This is a genomic window from Streptomyces griseorubiginosus, from assembly GCF_036345115.1.
Taxonomy (GTDB): domain Bacteria; phylum Actinomycetota; class Actinomycetes; order Streptomycetales; family Streptomycetaceae; genus Streptomyces; species Streptomyces griseorubiginosus_C.
On the sequence record NZ_CP107766.1, the window covers coordinates 7874622 to 7892714 of the forward strand.

The following is an 18093-nucleotide window of genomic DNA, read 5'->3' on the forward strand; positions in this document are numbered from 1 at the left end:
CAGGGCCACCGCCAAGCCCCGGAGGAGCCGCACCCTCATGGCCGAGAACCCCGCCTACCCCGTAGGCCTCCGCCTCACCGACCGCAAGGTCGTCGTCCTCGGCGGCGGCCAGGTGGCCCAGCGCCGCCTCCCGGCCCTGATCGCGGCGGGCGCGCACGTCCTCCTCGTGTCCCCTTCCGCGACCCCCTCCGTCGAGGCGATGGCGGACGCGGGCGAGATCATCTGGGAGAGGCGGCCGTACCAGGACGGCGACCTGGAAGAAGCCTGGTACGCCCTGATCGCCACCAGCGACACCGAGGCGAACACCCGCGCCTCCGCCGAAGCGGAGCGCCACCGCGTCTGGTGCGTCCGCTCCGACGACGCCGACCAGGCGACCGCCTGGACCCCCGCGACCGGCCACAGCGAGGGCGTCACGGTCGCCGTCCTCACCACCAACGCCAAGGGCCGCGACCCCCGTCACACCGCCGCCATCCGGGACGCGGTCGTCGAGGGCCTGCGCGACGGCACCCTCGTCGCCCCCCACCACCGCACCCGCACCCCCGGCGTCGCCCTTGTCGGCGGCGGCCCCGGCGACCCCGACCTGATCACGGTCCGCGGCCGTCGCCTGCTCGCCGAGGCCGACGTCGTCATCGCCGACCGCCTCGGCCCCCGCGACCTCCTCGCCGAGCTCCCGCCGCACGTCGAGGTGATCGACGCGGCGAAGATCCCCTACGGCCGCTTCATGGCCCAGGAGGCCATCAACAACGCCCTGATCGAGCACGCCAAGCAGGGCAAGTCGGTCGTACGGCTCAAGGGCGGGGACCCCTATGTCTTCGGCCGTGGGATGGAGGAGCTGCACGCCCTCGCCGAGGCCGGCATCCCCTGCACCGTTGTCCCCGGCATCTCCAGCTCGATCTCGGTCCCGGGCGCGGCCGGCATCCCGGTCACCCACCGGGGCGTGGCCCACGAGTTCACCGTGGTGAGCGGCCATGTCGCCCCCGACGACGAGCGCTCCCTGGTCGACTGGCCCGCACTCGCCCGGCTCACCGGCACGCTGGTCATCCTCATGGGCGTCGACAAGATCGGCAAGATCGCCGAGACCCTGATGGCCCACGGCAAGTCGCCGGACACCCCGGTCGCCCTGGTCCAGGAGGGCACGACGGCCGCCCAGCGCCGGGTCGACGCCACCCTGGCGACGGTCGGCGAGGTGGTCGTCGCCGAGGACGTGAAGCCCCCGGCCGTCATCGTCGTCGGCGAGGTCGTCGCCGTAGGAAACCGGCCATCGGCGTAACCCGGGGTAACACAACCCGTTCCCAGCCGTTGGCACCGCACCCAGGACAAGGCAGTATCACCCTGTGGCCGATCTCATCACCGTCGAGGACCCCGACGACCCGCGCCTGCGCGACTACACGGGCCTGACCGACGTGGAACTGCGCCGCAAGCGCGAACCCGCCGAGGGCCTGTTCATCGCCGAGGGCGAGAAGGTCATCCGCCGGGCCAAGGACGCCGGCTACGAGATGCGTTCCATGCTGCTGTCCGCCAAGTGGGTCGACGTCATGCGAGACGTCATCGACGAACTCCCCGCCCCCGTCTACGCCGTGAGCCCCGAACTCGCCGAACAGGTCACCGGCTACCACGTGCACCGCGGCGCCCTCGCCTCCATGCAGCGCAAACCGCTGCCCACGGCGGCCGAGTTGCTCCAGACCGCCCGTCGCGTCGTGGTCATGGAGTCCGTCAACGACCACACCAACATCGGCGCCATCTTCCGCTCGGCGGCGGCCCTCGGCATGGACGCGGTCCTGCTCTCGCCGGACTGCGCCGACCCCCTGTACCGCCGTAGCGTCAAGGTCTCCATGGGCGCGGTCTTCTCCGTCCCCTACGCCCGTCTCGACACCTGGCCCAAGGGCCTGGACTCGGTCCGCGAGGCCGGCTTCACCCTGCTCGCCCTCACCCCGGACGCCAAGGCCAAGACCCTCGACGAGGCCGCCCCGCACAAGATGGACCGGGTGGCTCTGATGCTCGGCGCCGAGGGCGACGGCCTCACCACCCAGGCGCTGGTCGCCGCCGACGAATGGGTCCGCATCCCGATGGCCCACGGCGTCGACTCCCTGAACGTGGGCGCGGCGGCCGCGGTCGCGTTCTACGCGGTGGCCACCGGACGGCCGCAGGCCTGAGGCCCGGTGCGCGGCGGTGCCGGGCCGAGCGCTGCGCTCAGCCCGTCCCGCCGGCCGGCTGCTCCGGCTCGGCCGGCGTCCGCAGCGGCGGCGCGTGCACCTGCCCCTGCCGTTGGTCCCGTACGACGCCGCTGTCGCCGCCGAGCCCGCGCGACGGTCCCTGACACCCCTGGGCCGCCGCGATGCCGAGCGCCACGAACAGCGTGACCACGACGAACACGAACAACCGCTGGCGCAGCAGGCGCGGGTTGGCGGGCCGACGCCCCGTACCGGTGTTCCGCGATGCGGGACGCCCGGTTCCGCTGCGGGGCGCGGGGCGGCTGCCGCTGCCGGAGCGCGTGGTGTTGCGCCCGGCCGGAGTGGGCCGGGGCCCGCCGGAGCGGGGCGCGGGGGCGCCGGTGCCGCGTACGGGCCCGTTGCCGCCACGGGACGGGACGCCACCGCGCGGCGGAGTGCCGTTGCGCGCGGGACCGGAACCACGCGACGGACTGTCCCCGCGACTGCCCTGCGTGCCCGACTGCCCCTGCGGGCGGCGCTGCGCGGGCCGGTCGGGGTAGGTGTCGGCGAGCCGTCCGGTGGGCCGGTCCGCCTCGGCGGCGCGCGGCGCGGGCGGGCGCAGATCGGGCAGGCCCTGCGCCTCACGGGCCGCGATCTCCTTGAGCCGCAGCGACAGTTGGAGGGTGCTCGGCCGCTCCTCGGGGTCCTTCGCCAGACAGGCGCGGACCAGGGGGGCCAGCGCGTCGGGCACGCCGTGCAGCTGCGCCTCCTCGTGCACCACGCGGTACAGCATCACCTCGGAACTGCCGTGCCCGAAGGGCGAGTCGCCCATCGAGGCGTACGCCAGGGTCGCGCCGAGCGAGAACACGTCCGTGGCCGGGGTCACCGCGGCCCCGCGCACCTGCTCCGGCGCGAGGAAGCCGGGGGAGCCGACGGCGGTGCCGACGTGGGTGAGGGTGGAGGCCCCGGTCGCCCAGGCGATGCCGAAGTCGATGATCCGGGGGCCCTTGGGGGAGAGCAGGATGTTCGACGGCTTGAGGTCACGGTGCACCACCCCCGCCTCGTGCACGGCGACGAGCCCCTCCGAGAGGGCGGCGCCGATCGAGGCGACCTCGGCCGCGCCGAGGGAACCCTCGTCGGCGACCTTGTCGTGCAGGGAGGGACCGGGCACGTACTGGGTGGCGAACCACGGACGGTCCGCTTCGAGGTCCGCCGCGACGAGCCGGGCCGTGCAGCCGCCGCGGATCCGCCGGGCGGCGGAGACCTCGCGCGCGAACCGCGACCGGAACTCCTGGTCCTCGGCGAGATCGGGCCGGATGACCTTCAGCGCGACCCGCTGCCCCTTGCGGTCGGAGCCCAGGTAGACGACACCCATCCCGCCCGCGCCCAGCCGTCTGTGAAGCCTGAACGAGCCGACGACGCGCGGGTCCTCGCGCCTCAGGCGCATCATCGCCATGTCCATCCCCGCTGCCCGGTCCGTGTGACGAGCGACAGCTTACGTTTCCACGGCCCGCCGCGCGCAGAGGCCGCGCCCTCTCGTCCCGATGGATTGTCAGTGCCGGGTGGGAGACTTGAGGGGTGGTCAGGGGGTCGGCGGACAGGGTGACTTCGAGTCGACTGTGATCCCAACCACCCGTCGCAGAAGGGGGATTGAACCCGTGAAGGGTGATCGTGTGGAGATAGTCGTGGACGCAGGTGACACGACGCGCACATATGAGGTGGTGGCGAGCAGGGCGGGCCGCCGGGTGGAGACGGCGGTACGCCGAGGCGTGGTGGAAGTGAGCGAAGTCACGCGGAACGGCTCGGTTGTCCGGACGGCCCGTTTCATGGCGACACGGGTCCTGGCGCTGGTCGAGCAGCCGGTGCCGCGTGAGGACAGCTCGGAGAAAACGGCACAGACCGGGCGCCCCCTCCGGGAAGACCCGGAGACCTAGGTCCTCGTCTCCACCCACGGGAGTACGTCACTGGTGACGGCTCATCCTCGGGGAGGCCCGGCAATCGGTACGAGGGCATGACGTGCCGGAGGGCCGTGACGCCTAGATTTGAGGTCAAGCGGCGGGTGCAGCACTCGTCCCCCGAGGTCAGACACCCGCCGCTGCCAACGACAACAGAACGGTCAGGAGAGGGACCATGGCTCTTACGGCACCGCGGACACTGTCCCGCACACGTCAGCCCCGCCGTACGGGCCGCCGTCACCCGCTGGTGGCGACGCTCATGGCCCTTCCTCTGGCGGTCCTGCTCCTCGTCGTCTTCGACGGCTGGGAGACAGTGGCCACACAGGCGTCGTCCGTGGGAGTGATGCTGGGGCGCTGAGCGGCGACCCCAGGCCCGGAAGAGCGGTCCGGGCGGGGACATCCACCCATGAAACCCCGTGGGGACGGGGGTGCGGCGGACGGCAAAATGCCGGCGCAGCTGGGGAGCTGCGCCGGCATTGCTTTTGCCTCCGGCGGTTGGGCCGTTTTCGTCCGCGGGTTCGGTGGGGGCGGGCGTTTTGCGCAGTTCCCCGCGCCCCTGGAGGCCTGCGGCGGCCCGTTGCTGTCCGGTGGGGGCGTGCGTAGCGCATCCGGTCCGGTGGGTGGGTCGGTGCCGGGGTGGGGGGTATCCGTCCTCGGTCCGGCGGCTCGGTCCATCGAAATTGGGGCCCGGTAACGGACGCCGGCCGCTGCGGGCGGACACCCCCCACCCCGTCCCCTTCACGCCGTGCGCGGCCAACGGCCGGTGGGGGCGGGCGCGGACGGCTAACGGTTCGTGGGGGGCGGGCGCCAGCGGCTGACGGCCCCGTCGTGGCGCAGGCCAACTGCAACCCCCTAGGGGCGCGGGGAACTGCGCGACCAGCCACAACGCACCCGCACCCGCCCGACAGCAGAACCCGGCACATACTGAGGCGCCAGACCTCACGTCGCCGAGGGAGCCCCGTGACGCAACACCCCCTCCTCACCCAGCTCACCCTCAGAGTCAGAGCCGAGGCTCACTCAGGTGACCCGGTGGCCTGTCCCTGCGGCGCAGCCACCCTCGCCGACCGCCCTGACGCCACCGTCGTCCGGCACGCCGGCACCGTCGCGAAGGCGCACGCCCCCGACACGGCCCCCGCCGACCTCGCTCCGCGCCTCACCGCGGCCGCCCAGCTCAACGGCATCCTCCTGCCCCCACTGCACGCGACGCACGTCGACCTGCACGGCAGGCTCGTCAGTTTCTGGCCGTACGGTGAGCCCGTGGACCCGGAGGATCCGGACGCCGCCCCCTGGGAGGCCGCCGCCACCCTCCTCGCCCGCCTCCACCGCACCCCCGCCCCACCCGGCCTGCCCCCCATGCGGGGCCCGGTGAAGGCGGCGCTCGCCGTCGCCAGACTTCTCAAGGCGGCCCGGCAGAGCGAGCACCCCGCCGTCGCCCCCGTCCTCCGCGCCTGGTCCGCGCTTCCGCCCTGGGCCCGCGCCGAGACCCCCATGCCGGACACCACGACCCTCTGCCACGGCGACCTGCACCTCGGGCAACTCGTGCGTCACCCCGCCCCGGAAGGCCCCTGGCGTCTCATCGACGTCGACGATCTCGGCGTGGGCGAGCCCGCCTGGGACCTCGCCCGCCCCGCCGCCTGGTACGCCTGCGGTCTGCTGTCCCCCGAGGACTGGGGCCTCTTCCTCGCCGCCTACCGCGCGGCCGGCGGGCCGGCCGTACCCCCCGACGGCGACCCCTGGCCCGCCCTGGACGTCCCGGCCCGCGCCCTCACCGTGCAGACGGCGGCCCGTGCCGTGGCGAAGGCGATCGACGCCGGCCGGCCGCTGGACGACGTGGAGCGCGCGGTCGTCGAGGCCTGCGGGCGAATGGGTTCCACCCCGCCGGAGTTGGCGAGCGGTTTCGCGAAGTAGGGTGCAACCGACCAGAGCCGGACAGAGTCTGTCCTGGCGTAACGCTAAGCAGGATCAACCGGCGAGGAGTTGAGCCGACGATGCAGTGTCCGAAGTGTCATGCACCGATGCACACGTACAACCGCAACGGTGTCCAGATCGAGCAGTGCAGCGGCTGCCGCGGGATCTTTCTCGACTACGGCGAGCTGGAGGCGCTGACCCGCCTGGAGGGCCAGTGGGCCGGCGGCCCCGCCGTTCCGCCGCCGCCGGCCGCTCCGCAGTACCCGGCCCAGCCCGGCGCACCGGCCTGGGGCGCCCCGCAGCACGGCGGCGGTCACTACGGCGGTCACGGCGGTCATCACGGCGGCCACCACCGCAACCGCGGCTTCGGCCACATGCTGTTCTCCAGCTGACGCCGACCAGAGACGAAGAAGCCCCCGGCCGCAGGGCCGGGGGCTTCGGTGTGTGCGCGATACTGGGATTGAACCAGTGACCTCTTCCGTGTCAGGGAAGCGCTCTCCCGCTGAGCTAATCGCGCGGGGAACCACGATCAGGATCGTGTCTGCTGCGTGCGCGATACTGGGATTGAACCAGTGACCTCTTCCGTGTCAGGGAAGCGCTCTCCCGCTGAGCTAATCGCGCGGGGATCCGAAGATCCAGTGGACGATACTGGGATTGAACCAGTGACCTCTTCCGTGTCAGGGAAGCGCTCTCCCGCTGAGCTAATCGTCCTTGGAGGTGGAGACGGGATTTGAACCCGTGTAGACGGCTTTGCAGGCCGTTGCCTCGCCTCTCGGCCACTCCACCAGGAGTGTTGGGGGTCGGGATGATCCCCTTGCTCTTCCGAGCGAACGACGAGGTTCGAACTCGCGACCTCAACCTTGGCAAGGTTGCGCTCTACCAACTGAGCTACGTTCGCCTGTCCTTCCGATCCGCTTGCGCGGCTCGGCGACGTGTTGAACTCTAGCGGATTCCGGGGCCAGTACAAAAACGCGTTTGCGCAGCGTGCTGCGGTGCGCATGTCGACGTACGTGGTCAGGGCGCCCTGAAGGACATGGCCAGGTCACCTGCGTGACACCCGCCATAGACTCGACCTCGTGCTCGACCTCGCTCCTCTCGCCCGTTTCGGCGACCGTGTCGCCACCGGTCTCCTCGACGTCACCAGCGACCCCGCGGCCCTGGACTCCCGCGGTTTCTGGGCCGTTGCCGCGGACTTCGAAGGCGGTCTCACCTGCGCCCGCTTCGCCGCCGTACGCCAGGAGCCGGTGCCCGCGCCGGTGCCGGGGGCGTGGCACGGACCCGGGGTCGGTGACTGGACGTCGTCTCTCGATCGCGCCGCGTACACGGCGGCCGTACGACGGATTCGTGAGCGCATCGCCACCGGCGAGGTCTACCAGGCCAACCTCTGCCGGGTCCTGAGCGCGCCCCTCACGCCAGGCGCCGACGTGGACGCGCTGACCGCGCTGTTGGCCCGCGGCAACCCGGCGCCGTACGCAGGAACGATTCGGCTGCCCGGGCACGGAGTGGAGATCGCCACCGCGTCCCCAGAGCTGTTCCTGCGCCGAGCCGGGCGGGTCGTGGAGTCGGGGCCGATCAAGGGGACCGGGCGGACCGAGGACGACCTGCTGCCCAAGGACTACGCCGAGAACGTGATGATCGTGGACCTGGTCCGCAACGACCTGGGGCGGGTGTGCGCCACCGGCAGTGTCACCGTCCCCGACCTGTGTGCCGTGGAGAAGCATCCGGGCCTGGTCCATCTCGTGTCGACCGTGCGGGGTGAGCTGCGGGAGGGCGCCGGCTGGGCCGAGCTGCTCGGCGCCGCGTTCCCGCCCGGCTCGGTCACCGGCGCGCCCAAGTCCAGCGCGCTGCGGATCATCGACGAACTGGAGACCGCACCCCGCGGGCCGTACTGCGGGGGGATCGGGTGGGTCGACGCCGACCGGGGGACCGGGGAGCTGGCCGTCGGTATCCGCACGTTCTGGATCGACCGCGGTGAAGGAGTGCTGCGTTTCGGTACCGGCGCCGGGATCACCTGGGGTTCCGACCCCGAGGGGGAGTGGCGGGAGACCGAGCTGAAGGCGGCCCGGCTGCTCGCGGTAGCGTCGGGGACGTACGAGGTGAGTGGAGGGACCCTGACGTGAAGATCTGGCTCGACGGCGGGCTGCAGGACATCGAGACCGCCCGCGTCTCGGTCTTCGACCACGGGCTGACCGTGGGCGACGGCATCTTCGAGACCGTGAAGGCGGTGGACGGCCGGCTCTTCGCGCTCACCCGGCATCTCGACCGGCTGACCCTGTCGGCGCGCGGGCTCGGGCTGCCCGATCCGGACCACGACGAGGTCCGCCGTGCCTGCGCGGCCGTACTCGAAGCCAACCCGATGCCGCTCGGACGGCTGCGCATCACCTACACCGGGGGTCATGGTCCGCTGGGGTCCGACCGCGGTGACCACGGGCCGACCCTGGTGGTCGCCCTCGGCGAGTCCGCGCCGCGGCCCGACTCCACGGCCGTGATCACCGTCCCGTGGACGCGCAACGAGCGTGGCGCCCTCACCGGCCTCAAGACGACCTCGTACGCCGAGAACGTGGTCGCGCTCGCACGCGCGCGTGAGCGGGGCGCCTCCGAAGCGCTGTTCGCCAACACCGTCGGGCAGTTGTGCGAGGGCACCGGGTCGAACGTGTTCGTCGTGCTCGACGGCGAGATCCACACCCCGCCGCTCGCCTCCGGCTGTCTCGCGGGCATCACGCGCGCGTTGACCGTCGAATGGACCGGCGCCAAGGAGACCGACCTGCCGCTGGACGTCCTGGAGCGGGCCGACGAGGTGTTCCTGACCTCGACCCTGCGGGACGTCCAGGCCGTGCACCGCGTCGACGCGCGCGAACTGCCGGGCGCGCCGGGGCCGGTGACCGCCAAGGCCATGCGGATCTTCGACGAGCGGGCCGGGGACGACCTCGATCCGTGAGAGGCCGTGAGGGTCGGGTCGTGAGAGGCCGTACCCGTAAGAGGCCGTAAAGGGCCGCGATATTGGGCTGCCCCGGCGCTCGGCAGCGGGTAGAACTCCGGTGATGACCACCACCCTGCGGCCGACCGAGCCGCTTCAGCGCGGGGCCGACGGGGCACTGTCCCGCCACTACTCGGTGTGCGTGAACAGCCGTCCCGTCGGAGCGATACATCTGGCGACCCACCCGTCCTTCGGGCCGGTCGTCGCCCAGATCAGGGATCTGCGGATCGACGAACCGGACCGCGGGCGCGGCCGGGGCGCGGTCGCCGCGCTCGCCGCCGAGGAGGTGGCGCGCGGCTGGGGCTGCCGGCAGCTGGAGATCAGGGTCCCGGCCACCGCCGCGCCCGCGTTGCGGCTCGCCGGCGCGCTCGGGTACGTCCACCGCAACCGCGGCATGGAGAAGCCGCTCGGCACCACCGCGCCCGAACTGCCCGCGGGCAGCCGGAGCAGGCCCATGACGCAGGCCGAGTTCGGGCCGTGGGCCGAGCGTGGCATAGAGGAGTACGCCCGGGACTGGAGCGAGCGCGGGGTGCCGGAGGCCGAGGCGAGGGCGAGGTCGCGCAAGGACCACCAACAGCTGGTGGCGCGCGGCCTCACCACGGAGGAGGCGCTGTACAGCGTGCTGGAGCACGACGGCGTCCGGGTCGGGTTCCTGTGGGTGGAGTTCATCGCCGACAAGGCCTTCGTCTACGACGTCGAGACCGAGGAGCCCTTCCGCGGCCGCGGGCACGGCCGTTCCCTGATGCTGCTCGCCGAGAGCCAGGCGATCGCCTCCGGTCGCCGGGTCCTGGGCCTGAACGTCTTCGCGGGCAACACACCGGCCGAACGGCTGTACGAGTCGCTCGGCTACGAGACGGTGGGTTACTCGATGTACAAGAGCCTGCTCTGACGACGGACGCGGTCCTGGCCGGCTGCAAGAGCCTGCTCTGGCGACGGACGCGGTCCTGGCCGGCTGCAAGAGCCTGCTCTGGCGACGGACGCGGTCCTGCCCGACTGCAAGAGCCTGTTCTGGCGACGGACGTGGACCTGGCCGGCTGCAAGAGCCTGCGGTGAGGCGGTCTCAGTCCTGCTCGGCGAGCAGCCGGTCGGCGATCTGCTCGATCCGCTCGCGCAGCCCGTCCTGGCTCTTGCCGCCGTCCAGCCGTTCGCCGTCGATGACGTACGTCGGGGTGCCGGCCACGCCGATCGCCTTGCCCTCGGCCTGGTCGGCGTCCACGATCAGGATGTGCCGGCCGTCGATCAGCGCGGTGTCGAACTCCTCGGCGTCCAGGCCCAGTTCGCTGGCGACCTCGACCAGGAGAGGTTCCCCCCTACGGTCCAGCTCCTCGACCCGCGCGAGCACGGCCTCGGTGTACTCCCAGCCCTTGCCCTGCTCCAGCGCCTCCTCGGCGGCCTGTGCGGCGGCGAAGGAGTGCTTGTGCTTCTCCAGCGGGAAGTGCCGCAGCCGCAGCTCCAGACGGTCGCCGTAGCGGGCCCGCAGCGCCCGGACGTCGTCCAGGGCGTCACGGCAGTCGGAGCACTGCAACTCGCACCACACGTCGAGAACGGGCGCGGCGGGGCGGGCGGGGGAGGGGTCGCTCATGCCCCCAGTCTCCCAGCTCCGCCGCACTGGGCCGCATCACCCCCGGCCACGCGGACGTGGCCGCTCTCCCGGGCCGCCCGGAGGCGCACGTCGCCACTTCCGGCCGCCGCCCGGAGGCGGACGTCGCCGCTCCCCGGCCGCCTCGACAGCTCCGCCGCACCCCCCTGCCGCTGCTGGAGCCGCCTGCTCCGTCGGTACGACCCCGACCGGCACCTCCGGAGGAGCCGACCCGGAGATGTCCCTGATGTCCTGCCGGAGGATGGCTCGGCGGGGGCCAAGGGGTGCAGGATGGACAGTGACGAAGTGGCACAGAGACCGTCGAACCCCGCCTGGAGGGCCGGATGATTGCCGAGACCGTCTGTTCCGCAGTCGCCGCGGCCGGCCTGGGCATCGCGGCGGTCTCCGCGTACCGCAAGCGCTTCTTGGCGGCCACCCGTATCGCCGCATACTCCCTCGTCCCGCTCGGCCTGGTGATGACCGGCGTGGTCGACTGGCTCGCGGACACCGCGTTCAGCCCGACGGCCTGGGCGGGCTTCGGCGTGCTCGGTCTGTCGTGGGTGCTGTTCTCGACCACACGCGCGGTGGAGCGCCGCCGGGGCGGCACCCGCAAGGAGCGCAAGGCGGCCCGGGGCGCCGGGTCCCAGGAGGCGGTGGCCCCCACCGCGTCGGCGCCCTCGCTCGGCCCGGCCGTCCGCACCCCGGCGGCGCGCCCCGCGGGCAAACCCCGGACCGCCGAGACCGCCACGGACGACTTCAGCGACATCGAGGCCATCCTCAAGAAGCACGGCATATGACGCCCGCCTGACGGACTGAAACGTTCGCAGGGGGATCCGGGCCCGTCCGCAAGTGATCACGATCCGAAACGGACATCACGGAATTCGGCGAACTCCCGCCCATTCCGGGCGTGTTGATCGCGTCGGGGGTCCCGGCTGCGTCATCATCGCGGCGAGATGCTGGACACGACACAGAGCGACACCGCGCCGCAGCAGGACGAGCCGCGTGGATGCCTTTTCGCCCTTTCCCAGCCACCGCTGATGATCTTCCTTGCGGTGATCGGGTGTCTGCTGCTCATGGCTGCGCTGCACGACCTGCTGCTGCTCTGAGCCGTACCCGTGATCCCCGGCGCCACCCGCCGGGGATCACGTCGCAGGCGCCGACCGGGCCTCAGCCCGCGGCCTCCTTGCGCCGCGCCCGGTACGCGGCCACATGCAGACGGTTACCGCAGGTCCGGCTGTCGCAGTACCGGCGGGAGCGGTTCCGGGAGAGGTCGACGAAGGCCCGCCGGCAGTCGGGCGCCTCGCAGCGCCGCAGCCGCTCCTGCTCGCCGGCCACCACGAAGAACGCCAGCGCCATTCCGCAGTCGGCCGCCAGGTGGTCGGCCACCGAGGCGCCGGGGGCGAAGTAGTGCACGTGCCAGTCGTAGCCGTCGTGGTCCGTGAGCTGGGGTGTGGTGCCCGCGGCGGCGACCAGGTCGTTGATGAGGTTCGCGGCGGCCCGGGCGTCCGGGGCGGCGAAGACCGAGGCGAACCGGCCGCGGATCTTGCGCACCGCCGACAGGTCGAACTCCGAGAGCACCCCGACATCACTGATTTCGTGGTTTCGTACGAAATCCGCGAGCGCCGCCACATCCGGCAGTGCGTCCGGCGCCGCGTCGTCCTCCGGTGCGGTGTTCACCAGATCGACCACGGTGTCGAGTGCGCACCGGGTGTCGTGGGTGATCAGCACGATTCGCTCCCTGGCCTGGGGGTCGGGCGGACGCCCGCCGATGCTGGCCGATGGTAACGGCTCGCCGGGCCTCGGTGACGGGCCGCACGACAGGCGCCGTGGCTGCGGAGCGCTCCGCAGCCACGGCGCCTGTCGTTCCCTATGCGGTTGTACGAGCCCGAGCCGTCTCCCCGAGTGGACGGCGCCGGGCGGCTCTGTGCGGTCTCGCCCCCTAGCTTTCCGCCAGGATGTGCGAGAGCTCCTGATCCAGATCGAAGTGGCGGTGCTCGGTGCCCGGGGGCACGGCGGCGTCCGTCCGCTTCAGGAAGGACTCCAGGGCCCGCGCCGGGGCCTCGAGCAGCGCCTCGCCCTCAGGGGAGCTCAGGGCGATGCAGACGACGCCCTGACCGTGACTGCGCGACGGCCAGACTCGGACGTCGCCGGTTCCGGTGGGCCGGTGGAGGCCCTCCGCGAGGAGGTCGCGGGCGAACACCCACTCGACGGTCTCCTCGGCTCCGGTGTGGAAGGTGGCGTGCACGGCGTAGGGGTCGGCCGTGTCGTACCGCAGGCCTGCGGGGACAGGCAGGGAGGACTCGCTCGACACAACGAGGCGCAGGTGCAGCTCGCAGCTGACCGTGGTGTTCATAAGCGCCAGGGCCTTTCGCTCAGTGTGCGCTCGGGGATTCGCACGTCGGCGAAATCGACATGCCACCTACGGTGCCGTTGTAAACCCCTCTGAGTGTTTTGCGTGCCTTTACGTAACTCTTCCGGCCGAGAACCCCTTGCGGAGGTACGACCATTCCGGTGACCGGTTTCTCTCCGGTAGGGTTTGGCTGTATGAATACGGGGAGTGACGAGCCGCGCGAGGTCGCCGTGGCATCCGACGAGCAGAGCGACGAGAAGGCGGACGAAGCGCCGGAGGGACAGGGGCTCGGCTCCCGGGCGCCCGAGTTCGTGAAATCGCGGCGGCTGCTGCACCTGAGCTGGCAGGTCCTGATCTTCGTGATCGGCCTCGCGGTCGTGGTCGCCGGCATCATCATGCTGCCGCTGCCGGGACCCGGCTGGGTCGTGATCTTCGGCGGTATGGCGATCTGGGCGACCGAGTTCGTCTGGGCCCAGCTCGTGCTGCGGTGGACCAAGCGGAAGGTGACCGAGGCGGCCCAGCGCGCCCTCGATCCCAAGGTGCGCCGACGCAACATCATCCTGACCTCGATCGGCCTGGTGCTCATCGCCGCGATCCTCGGGGTCTACCTCTGGAAGTTCGGCTTCGAGATGCCCTGGAACATCAAGGACCAGTGAGCGGCGCACGGGGCCCAGGCTGTCCTGCAAGCAGGCAGGGGGTAAGGCGCCGCAGCCCGCAGCCCGCAGCCCGCAGCCCGCAGCCCGCAGCCCGCAGCCCGCAGCCCGCAGCCCGCAGCCCGCAGGCTGGGCCGCCGCTGCGTCGGGGCGCGTACCCGGCCCCCCAGACGGGCCGCCTCGCGGGTGCGGTCGCGTCCACCGGGTGACCCGTGGGTCCTCCGGCGGGAGCCGGGGCCAGCGGGGGATCAGGGCGTTCGGACCCCTGCGTCACGTCCCGTGACATGACGCAGGGCACCCCCTGACATGGGGTAATGTTCTTCCTGCGTCCGGGCGATTAGCTCAGTGGGAGAGCGCTTCGTTCACACCGAAGAGGTCACTGGTTCGAACCCAGTATCGCCCACCCGGACCGACGGCCCGTCTGCGAGATCGCGGACGGGCCGTCGGCGTGTGTACGGACGGACGCGAGGGCCGGGTCGACCGGCTCCGCCCCGCGTGACCCTCCGCGGCGAGGATCCCCCGCCGCGCGTTGTTTTCCGGCCGCGCGCCGATCTCGTACTGCGGCCTGTGTCGTGTTCGACCGGTCGATCCCGTGTCTCTCACCTGGGGTGTCGTCAGTTTCCGCATCCCGCAGGGTGGTTGGAGGCGCTCCGGCTTCTCACCACACTCTCAAGAAATTCCTGTCCGAATCATTGACGCACCTCCGGCCCCTCCGTAACTTGTGCCAGCAAGCGCTTACTTGAAACGATTCATGCAGGCGGCGACGCTGCGGGGAGGGGTCCGACTGTGGGAACCAGCAGGAATGTTGAGAGGCGAACGATCCTCAAGGCGGCCGGGGCTACAGCGGCGACGCTGGGGCTGGCCGCGACGACCGGGTGCGGTGGTGACAGCGGCAGTTCCGGAGACGGGACCGTGACACTCCGTTACGCGTGGTGGGGTGGCGAGCCGCGCACCATCGCCATCAAGAAGACGATCGCGCTCTTCGAGAAGAAGTACCCGAAGATCAAGATCAAGCCTGAATTCACCGACTATCAGGCGTTCTGGGAGAAGTTCCAGACCCAGGCCTCCGGTGGTAATCCGCCGGACGTTTTCCAGAATGCGGTCGGTTTCCTGCGCAAGTACGACAAGCGCGGTGTTCTCCTGGATCTCAAGACGCAGGCGGACTCCGGGAATCTGAGCCTGGACAACTTCCGCAACGGTGTTCTGGCGAACGGTCAGGTCGACGGCAAGCAGCTCGGTATCCCCGTCGGCGCCAACACCATGGCACTCGTCATCGACCTCAAGGCCTTCAAGAAGGCGGGCGTCGAGGCGAAGTTCGGCTGGACCTGGGACGAGTACTTCGCCGCGCTCCAGACGATCCAGGACAAGCTGAAGATCGCCGGTGACACCGGCTACCACGCCATCATGTATCTCTACGACCTGTATCTGCGTCAGAACGGCAAGGCCTTCTTCACCGACTCCGATCTCGGCTTCACCGAGGACGATCTGACGCAGTGGTGGACGGACGCGTACAAGCGCGTGAAGTCCGGTCTCGTCGCCGACCCGAAGAAGATCGAGCAGGTCCAGCCCAAGTCGGGCCTGTCGGCCGGGCTCGCCGCGTCCGAGTTCACCTGGGACAACTTCTCCATCCGCTACGAGGGCGAGGGCGAGTCGGACTACGGGCTCGCGCCGATCCCCACCACGGACGGCAAGAACACCGGCCAGTACCTCGGCTCGCTGATGCTGAGCGCCTTCGCCGGGACCAAGCACCCCAAGGAAGCCGCCCAGTTCATCTCCTTCATGGTCCACGACCCCGAGGTCGGCAAGATCATGGGCTACGACCGCGGCATCCTCGCCACGACCGAGCAGTACGACGCCTTCGTGCCCACCGACGCCAACAACAAGGGCGTCAAGGCGTACGAGGAAGAGGTCGCCAAGGCCGGTGTGCTCGGGAAGATCACCCCGCACCCGTCGGGTGCCGATGTCATCGAGGCGGCGTTCCTGCGCATCGGCGGCGAGGTCTCCCAGGGCAAGACCAAGCCGGCTGACGCGGCAAAGGCGCTGTTCGGCGAGGCCAAGGCCGCGTTCGCGGGCTGAGGGGACGTACCACCATGACGCTCGTCAAGGAAGCGCCCGTGCGCCCGGCGAAGAAGCGGCCCGCCGCTCCTGCCGCCGGGCGGCGCGGGCGGCGCCGCGAGAACCTCGTCGGCTACCTCTTCATGTCGCCGTGGATCGCGGGGTTCCTGGTCCTCACGGCGGGGCCGATGATCGCGTCGCTGTACTACGCGTTCACCCGGTACAACCTGTTCACCCCGCCCGAGTGGGTCGGGCTCGACAACTTCACGACGATGTTCCAGGACCCGCGCTGGCAGAAGTCGGTGGAGGTCACGCTCAAGTACGTCGTCGTGGCCACCCCGCTCAAGCTGCTGCTGGCCCTGGGCGTCGCCATGCTGCTCGCGCAGAAGCGGCGCGGACAGGGCCTGTACCGGGCCGCGTTCTACATGCCCTCGCTCATCGGCGCCAGCGTCTCGGTGGGCTTCGTGTGGCGGGCGCTGTTCTCGGACGACGCGATCGTGGACCGCACGCAGAAGATCTTCGGCGTCGACGTGGGCGGCTGGATCGGCAACCCCGACTACGTGCTGTACTCCCTGGTGGCCCTGAGCGTCTGGCAGTTCGGCGCGCCGATGGTCATCTTCCTGGCCGGCCTCAAGCAGGTCCCGCAGGAGCTGTACGAGGCCGCCGAGATGGACGGGGCCGGGCCCCTGCGGCGGTTCTGGAACATCACGCTGCCGATGATCTCCCCGGTGCTCTTCTTCAACGTGCTGCTGGAGTCCATCCACGCGTTCCAGGTGTTCGGCTCCGCCTATGTCGTCTCCAACACCCAGTGCGGGCCGGCCGACGCCACCCTCGTCTACACCTGCTACCTCTACCAGAAGGGCTTCAAGGAGGCCCAGATGGGCTTCGCCGCCGCGATGGCCTGGACGCTGGTGCTGGCGGTGGCGCTGGTCACGGCGGTCCTGTTCTGGTCGCAGAAGAAGTGGGTGCACTACGAGGAGGCCGCCAAGTGACCACCGCCACCAGCCCTGTCGTGCGTACCGCGAACGAGCGGCGGCGCTTCGGATCGATCGCCTGGCACGTGGGCGCGCTCGTCATCCTCGCGGTCATCCTGTACCCGGTGATCTGGGTCCTCGGTGCCTCGTTCAAGCCGAGCAAGGACATCATCGCCAGCATCGACCTGCTGCCGGCCAAGCCGGTCTGGGCGAACTTCTCCGGTCTGGCCGACGGCATCTCCGGCATCTCCATCAGCACCTTCTTCGTCAACTCGCTGATCTACGCCGGTCTCGCCGTGGCCGGTGTCGTGCTGTCCAGCTCGCTGACCGCCTACGCCTTCGCCAAGATCAGGTTCGCCGGACGGAACCTGCTGTTCACGCTGATGATCGGCACCCTGCTGCTGCCGTACCACGTCCTGCTCATCCCGCAGTACGTGATGTTCCGCAAGCTGGAACTGGTCGACACGCTGGTGCCGCTCGTGGCCGGCAAGTTCCTCGCCACGGAGGCGTTCTTCGTCTTCCTGATGGTGCAGTTCATGCGCGGGCTGCCGCGCGAGCTGGACGAGGCCGCCAAGCTGGACGGCTGCGGGCACCTGCGGACCTACTGGTCGATCGTGCTGCCGCTGTGCCGGCCCGCCCTCATCACCAGCGCGATCTTCACGTTCATCAACGCCTGGAACGACTTCATGGGGCCGTTGATCTACCTCAACACCCCCGACAAGTACACCGTCTCGCTCGGCCTGATGATGTTCCGCGACCAGGAGGGCATCTCCAACTACGGCAGCATGATCGCGATGTCGCTGGTGGCGCTGATCCCGGTCATCGCCTTCTTCATGGCCTTCCAGCGCTACCTCATCGACGGCATGGCCACGTCCGGACTGAAGTGAGGCGGTCAGCATGGCGCAAGCGCGTGTGAAAGCCCGCAGGGCGTCGGTGTTCGGCGGTGAGCGCTTCGCGGTCTTCGCCGAGACCCTGCTCACCGGCGTCTGGATCGCCGTGGGCTGTCTCGGGCTCGTCACCTACCCCGCGGCCTTCGCCGCCGGCGCCCGGCATCTGCGGCGCCGGACGGGTCATGAGGCGGGAGGCTGGCGGGAGTTCGCCGCGGACTTCCGTACGGCCGTGCGCCGCGGGTGGCTCGTCGGAGTCGCCGGATGGGCCGCGGCCGCCGCGGTCTGGGTGGACGTCCAGGCCGCCCGGGCCGGGATCCCCGGCGGGCCGCTCGTCGGCGCCGTCGGACTTCTGGCGCTGATCGGCCTCGTGGTGGCCGGGCTGCGCGCGACGGCGGTCTGGACACCGGGCGCCTCCTGGCGCGCGCTCCTCGCCGACGCCGTACGGCGGACCCTGCGCGACCCCGCCGGGTCCTTCCTGATCATCGCCGGTCTGGCCGTCGTGGCCCTGACCGCGGGGTTCGTCGCGCCGCTGGCGGTCCCCGTGCTCGGGGCCGTCGCGGCGGCGGCCGTCGCCGTGGAGGAGCGCTACCGGCGCCGCTGAC

General features: G+C 71.1%; 20 protein-coding genes and 6 tRNA genes. 17 read left to right on the forward strand and 9 right to left on the reverse strand.

Annotated features, from left to right (window positions below):
- Positions 1 to 37: 37 nt before the first annotated feature.
- Positions 38 to 1270: a uroporphyrinogen-III C-methyltransferase gene (gene cobA / locus OHN19_RS35580; RefSeq protein ID WP_330268134.1), complete on the forward strand. Its 1233-nt coding sequence runs from the start codon at positions 38 to 40 to the stop codon at positions 1268 to 1270.
- 64 nt (positions 1271 to 1334) lie between these two features.
- The gene (locus tag OHN19_RS35585; RefSeq protein ID WP_330268135.1) at positions 1335 to 2153 is read left to right on the forward strand and encodes an RNA methyltransferase; all 819 of its coding nucleotides are present in this window, start codon (positions 1335 to 1337) and stop codon (positions 2151 to 2153) included.
- A 37-nt stretch (positions 2154 to 2190) separates the two neighbouring features.
- Here the strand turns inward: OHN19_RS35585 and OHN19_RS35590 are convergent, their stop codons facing one another.
- On the reverse strand, positions 2191 to 3612 hold the full coding sequence (locus tag OHN19_RS35590) for a serine/threonine-protein kinase (RefSeq protein WP_330268136.1): 1422 nt from the start codon (positions 3610 to 3612) through the stop codon (positions 2191 to 2193).
- A 196-nt stretch (positions 3613 to 3808) separates the two neighbouring features.
- Here OHN19_RS35590 and OHN19_RS35595 point away from each other — a divergent pair, with 196 nt between their 5' ends.
- From OHN19_RS35595 to OHN19_RS35610, 4 genes are all read left to right on the forward strand, one after another.
- On the forward strand, positions 3809 to 4084 hold the full coding sequence (locus OHN19_RS35595; RefSeq protein WP_330269784.1) for a hypothetical protein: 276 nt from the start codon (positions 3809 to 3811) through the stop codon (positions 4082 to 4084).
- A gap of 196 nt (positions 4085 to 4280) precedes the next feature.
- Positions 4281 to 4463 (forward strand): hypothetical protein, encoded by a 183-nt coding sequence (locus OHN19_RS35600; RefSeq protein ID WP_028809711.1) that lies wholly within the window; start codon positions 4281 to 4283, stop codon positions 4461 to 4463.
- Between the two features lie 602 nt (positions 4464 to 5065).
- Entirely contained in the window at positions 5066 to 6013 is a 948-nt protein-coding gene (locus OHN19_RS35605; protein ID WP_330268137.1) for an aminoglycoside phosphotransferase family protein, read from the forward strand.
- An 80-nt stretch (positions 6014 to 6093) separates the two neighbouring features.
- Positions 6094 to 6405 (forward strand): zf-TFIIB domain-containing protein, encoded by a 312-nt coding sequence (locus OHN19_RS35610; RefSeq protein WP_123987985.1) that lies wholly within the window; start codon positions 6094 to 6096, stop codon positions 6403 to 6405.
- Between the two features lie 53 nt (positions 6406 to 6458).
- Here the strand turns inward: OHN19_RS35610 and OHN19_RS35615 are convergent.
- The 5 genes from OHN19_RS35615 to OHN19_RS35635 form a co-directional block, all read right to left on the reverse strand.
- Positions 6459 to 6530: transfer RNA gene (locus OHN19_RS35615), tRNA-Val, on the reverse strand.
- Between the two features lie 32 nt (positions 6531 to 6562).
- A tRNA-Val gene (locus OHN19_RS35620) sits at positions 6563 to 6634 on the reverse strand.
- Positions 6635 to 6652: 18 nt separating this feature from the next.
- Positions 6653 to 6724: transfer RNA gene (locus OHN19_RS35625), tRNA-Val, on the reverse strand.
- Between the two features lies 1 nt (position 6725).
- Positions 6726 to 6799 (reverse strand) — tRNA-Cys (locus OHN19_RS35630).
- A 39-nt stretch (positions 6800 to 6838) separates the two neighbouring features.
- Positions 6839 to 6911, reverse strand: a tRNA-Gly gene (locus OHN19_RS35635).
- A gap of 178 nt (positions 6912 to 7089) precedes the next feature.
- Here OHN19_RS35635 and OHN19_RS35640 point away from each other — a divergent pair.
- The 3 genes from OHN19_RS35640 (at position 7090) to OHN19_RS35650 (ending at position 9879) form a co-directional block, all read left to right on the forward strand.
- Positions 7090 to 8133 carry a chorismate-binding protein gene (locus OHN19_RS35640; RefSeq protein WP_330268138.1) on the forward strand — a complete coding sequence of 348 codons (1044 nt, stop codon included), beginning with the start codon at positions 7090 to 7092 and terminating at the stop codon, positions 8131 to 8133.
- A complete protein-coding gene (locus OHN19_RS35645) occupies positions 8130 to 8951 on the forward strand; it encodes an aminodeoxychorismate lyase (protein WP_330268139.1) in 822 nt (273 codons plus the stop codon). The genes OHN19_RS35640 and OHN19_RS35645 overlap by 4 nt, the downstream gene beginning before the upstream one ends.
- Positions 8952 to 9051: 100 nt before the next feature.
- Entirely contained in the window at positions 9052 to 9879 is an 828-nt protein-coding gene (locus OHN19_RS35650) for a GNAT family N-acetyltransferase (protein WP_330268140.1), read from the forward strand.
- Positions 9880 to 10050: 171 nt separating this feature from the next.
- On the opposite strand, the gene OHN19_RS35655 is transcribed toward OHN19_RS35650, so the two are convergent.
- Positions 10051 to 10572, reverse strand: coding sequence for a DsbA family protein (locus tag OHN19_RS35655; RefSeq protein ID WP_330268141.1), 522 nt, complete (start codon positions 10570 to 10572; stop codon positions 10051 to 10053).
- 341 nt (positions 10573 to 10913) lie between these two features.
- Between OHN19_RS35655 and OHN19_RS35660 the strand changes: the two genes are divergently transcribed.
- Both OHN19_RS35660 and OHN19_RS35665 read left to right on the forward strand, forming a co-directional pair.
- Complete coding sequence (locus tag OHN19_RS35660; RefSeq protein ID WP_330268142.1) at positions 10914 to 11366, forward strand: hypothetical protein; 453 nt, start codon at positions 10914 to 10916, stop codon at positions 11364 to 11366.
- 156 nt (positions 11367 to 11522) lie between these two features.
- Positions 11523 to 11675 (forward strand): hypothetical protein, encoded by a 153-nt coding sequence (locus OHN19_RS35665; protein ID WP_330268143.1) that lies wholly within the window; start codon positions 11523 to 11525, stop codon positions 11673 to 11675.
- Positions 11676 to 11736: 61 nt separating this feature from the next.
- Here the strand turns inward: OHN19_RS35665 and OHN19_RS35670 are convergent, their stop codons facing one another.
- Complete coding sequence (locus OHN19_RS35670) at positions 11737 to 12297, reverse strand: CGNR zinc finger domain-containing protein (protein ID WP_330268144.1); 561 nt, start codon at positions 12295 to 12297, stop codon at positions 11737 to 11739.
- Between the two features lie 211 nt (positions 12298 to 12508).
- Positions 12509 to 12922 (reverse strand): SsgA family sporulation/cell division regulator, encoded by a 414-nt coding sequence (locus tag OHN19_RS35675; RefSeq protein WP_004002642.1) that lies wholly within the window; start codon positions 12920 to 12922, stop codon positions 12509 to 12511.
- Positions 12923 to 13113: 191 nt separating this feature from the next.
- Between OHN19_RS35675 and OHN19_RS35680 the strand changes: the two genes are divergently transcribed.
- The 6 genes from OHN19_RS35680 to OHN19_RS35705 all read left to right on the forward strand — a co-directional run bounded on the left by OHN19_RS35680 (position 13114) and on the right by OHN19_RS35705 (position 18092).
- Positions 13114 to 13575, forward strand: coding sequence for a TIGR02611 family protein (locus OHN19_RS35680; protein WP_330268145.1), 462 nt, complete (start codon positions 13114 to 13116; stop codon positions 13573 to 13575).
- A 328-nt stretch (positions 13576 to 13903) separates the two neighbouring features.
- Positions 13904 to 13975: transfer RNA gene (locus OHN19_RS35685), tRNA-Val, on the forward strand.
- A 383-nt stretch (positions 13976 to 14358) separates the two neighbouring features.
- The gene (locus OHN19_RS35690; protein WP_330268146.1) at positions 14359 to 15648 is read left to right on the forward strand and encodes an extracellular solute-binding protein; all 1290 of its coding nucleotides are present in this window, start codon (positions 14359 to 14361) and stop codon (positions 15646 to 15648) included.
- 14 nt (positions 15649 to 15662) lie between these two features.
- A complete protein-coding gene (locus tag OHN19_RS35695) occupies positions 15663 to 16619 on the forward strand; it encodes a sugar ABC transporter permease (RefSeq protein WP_330268147.1) in 957 nt (318 codons plus the stop codon).
- A complete protein-coding gene (locus tag OHN19_RS35700) occupies positions 16616 to 17488 on the forward strand; it encodes a carbohydrate ABC transporter permease (protein WP_330268148.1) in 873 nt (290 codons plus the stop codon). Before OHN19_RS35695 ends, OHN19_RS35700 begins: the two co-directional genes overlap by 4 nt.
- 10 nt (positions 17489 to 17498) lie before the next feature.
- Positions 17499 to 18092 (forward strand): hypothetical protein, encoded by a 594-nt coding sequence (locus OHN19_RS35705; RefSeq protein ID WP_330268149.1) that lies wholly within the window; start codon positions 17499 to 17501, stop codon positions 18090 to 18092.
- Position 18093: the final 1 nt, after the last annotated feature.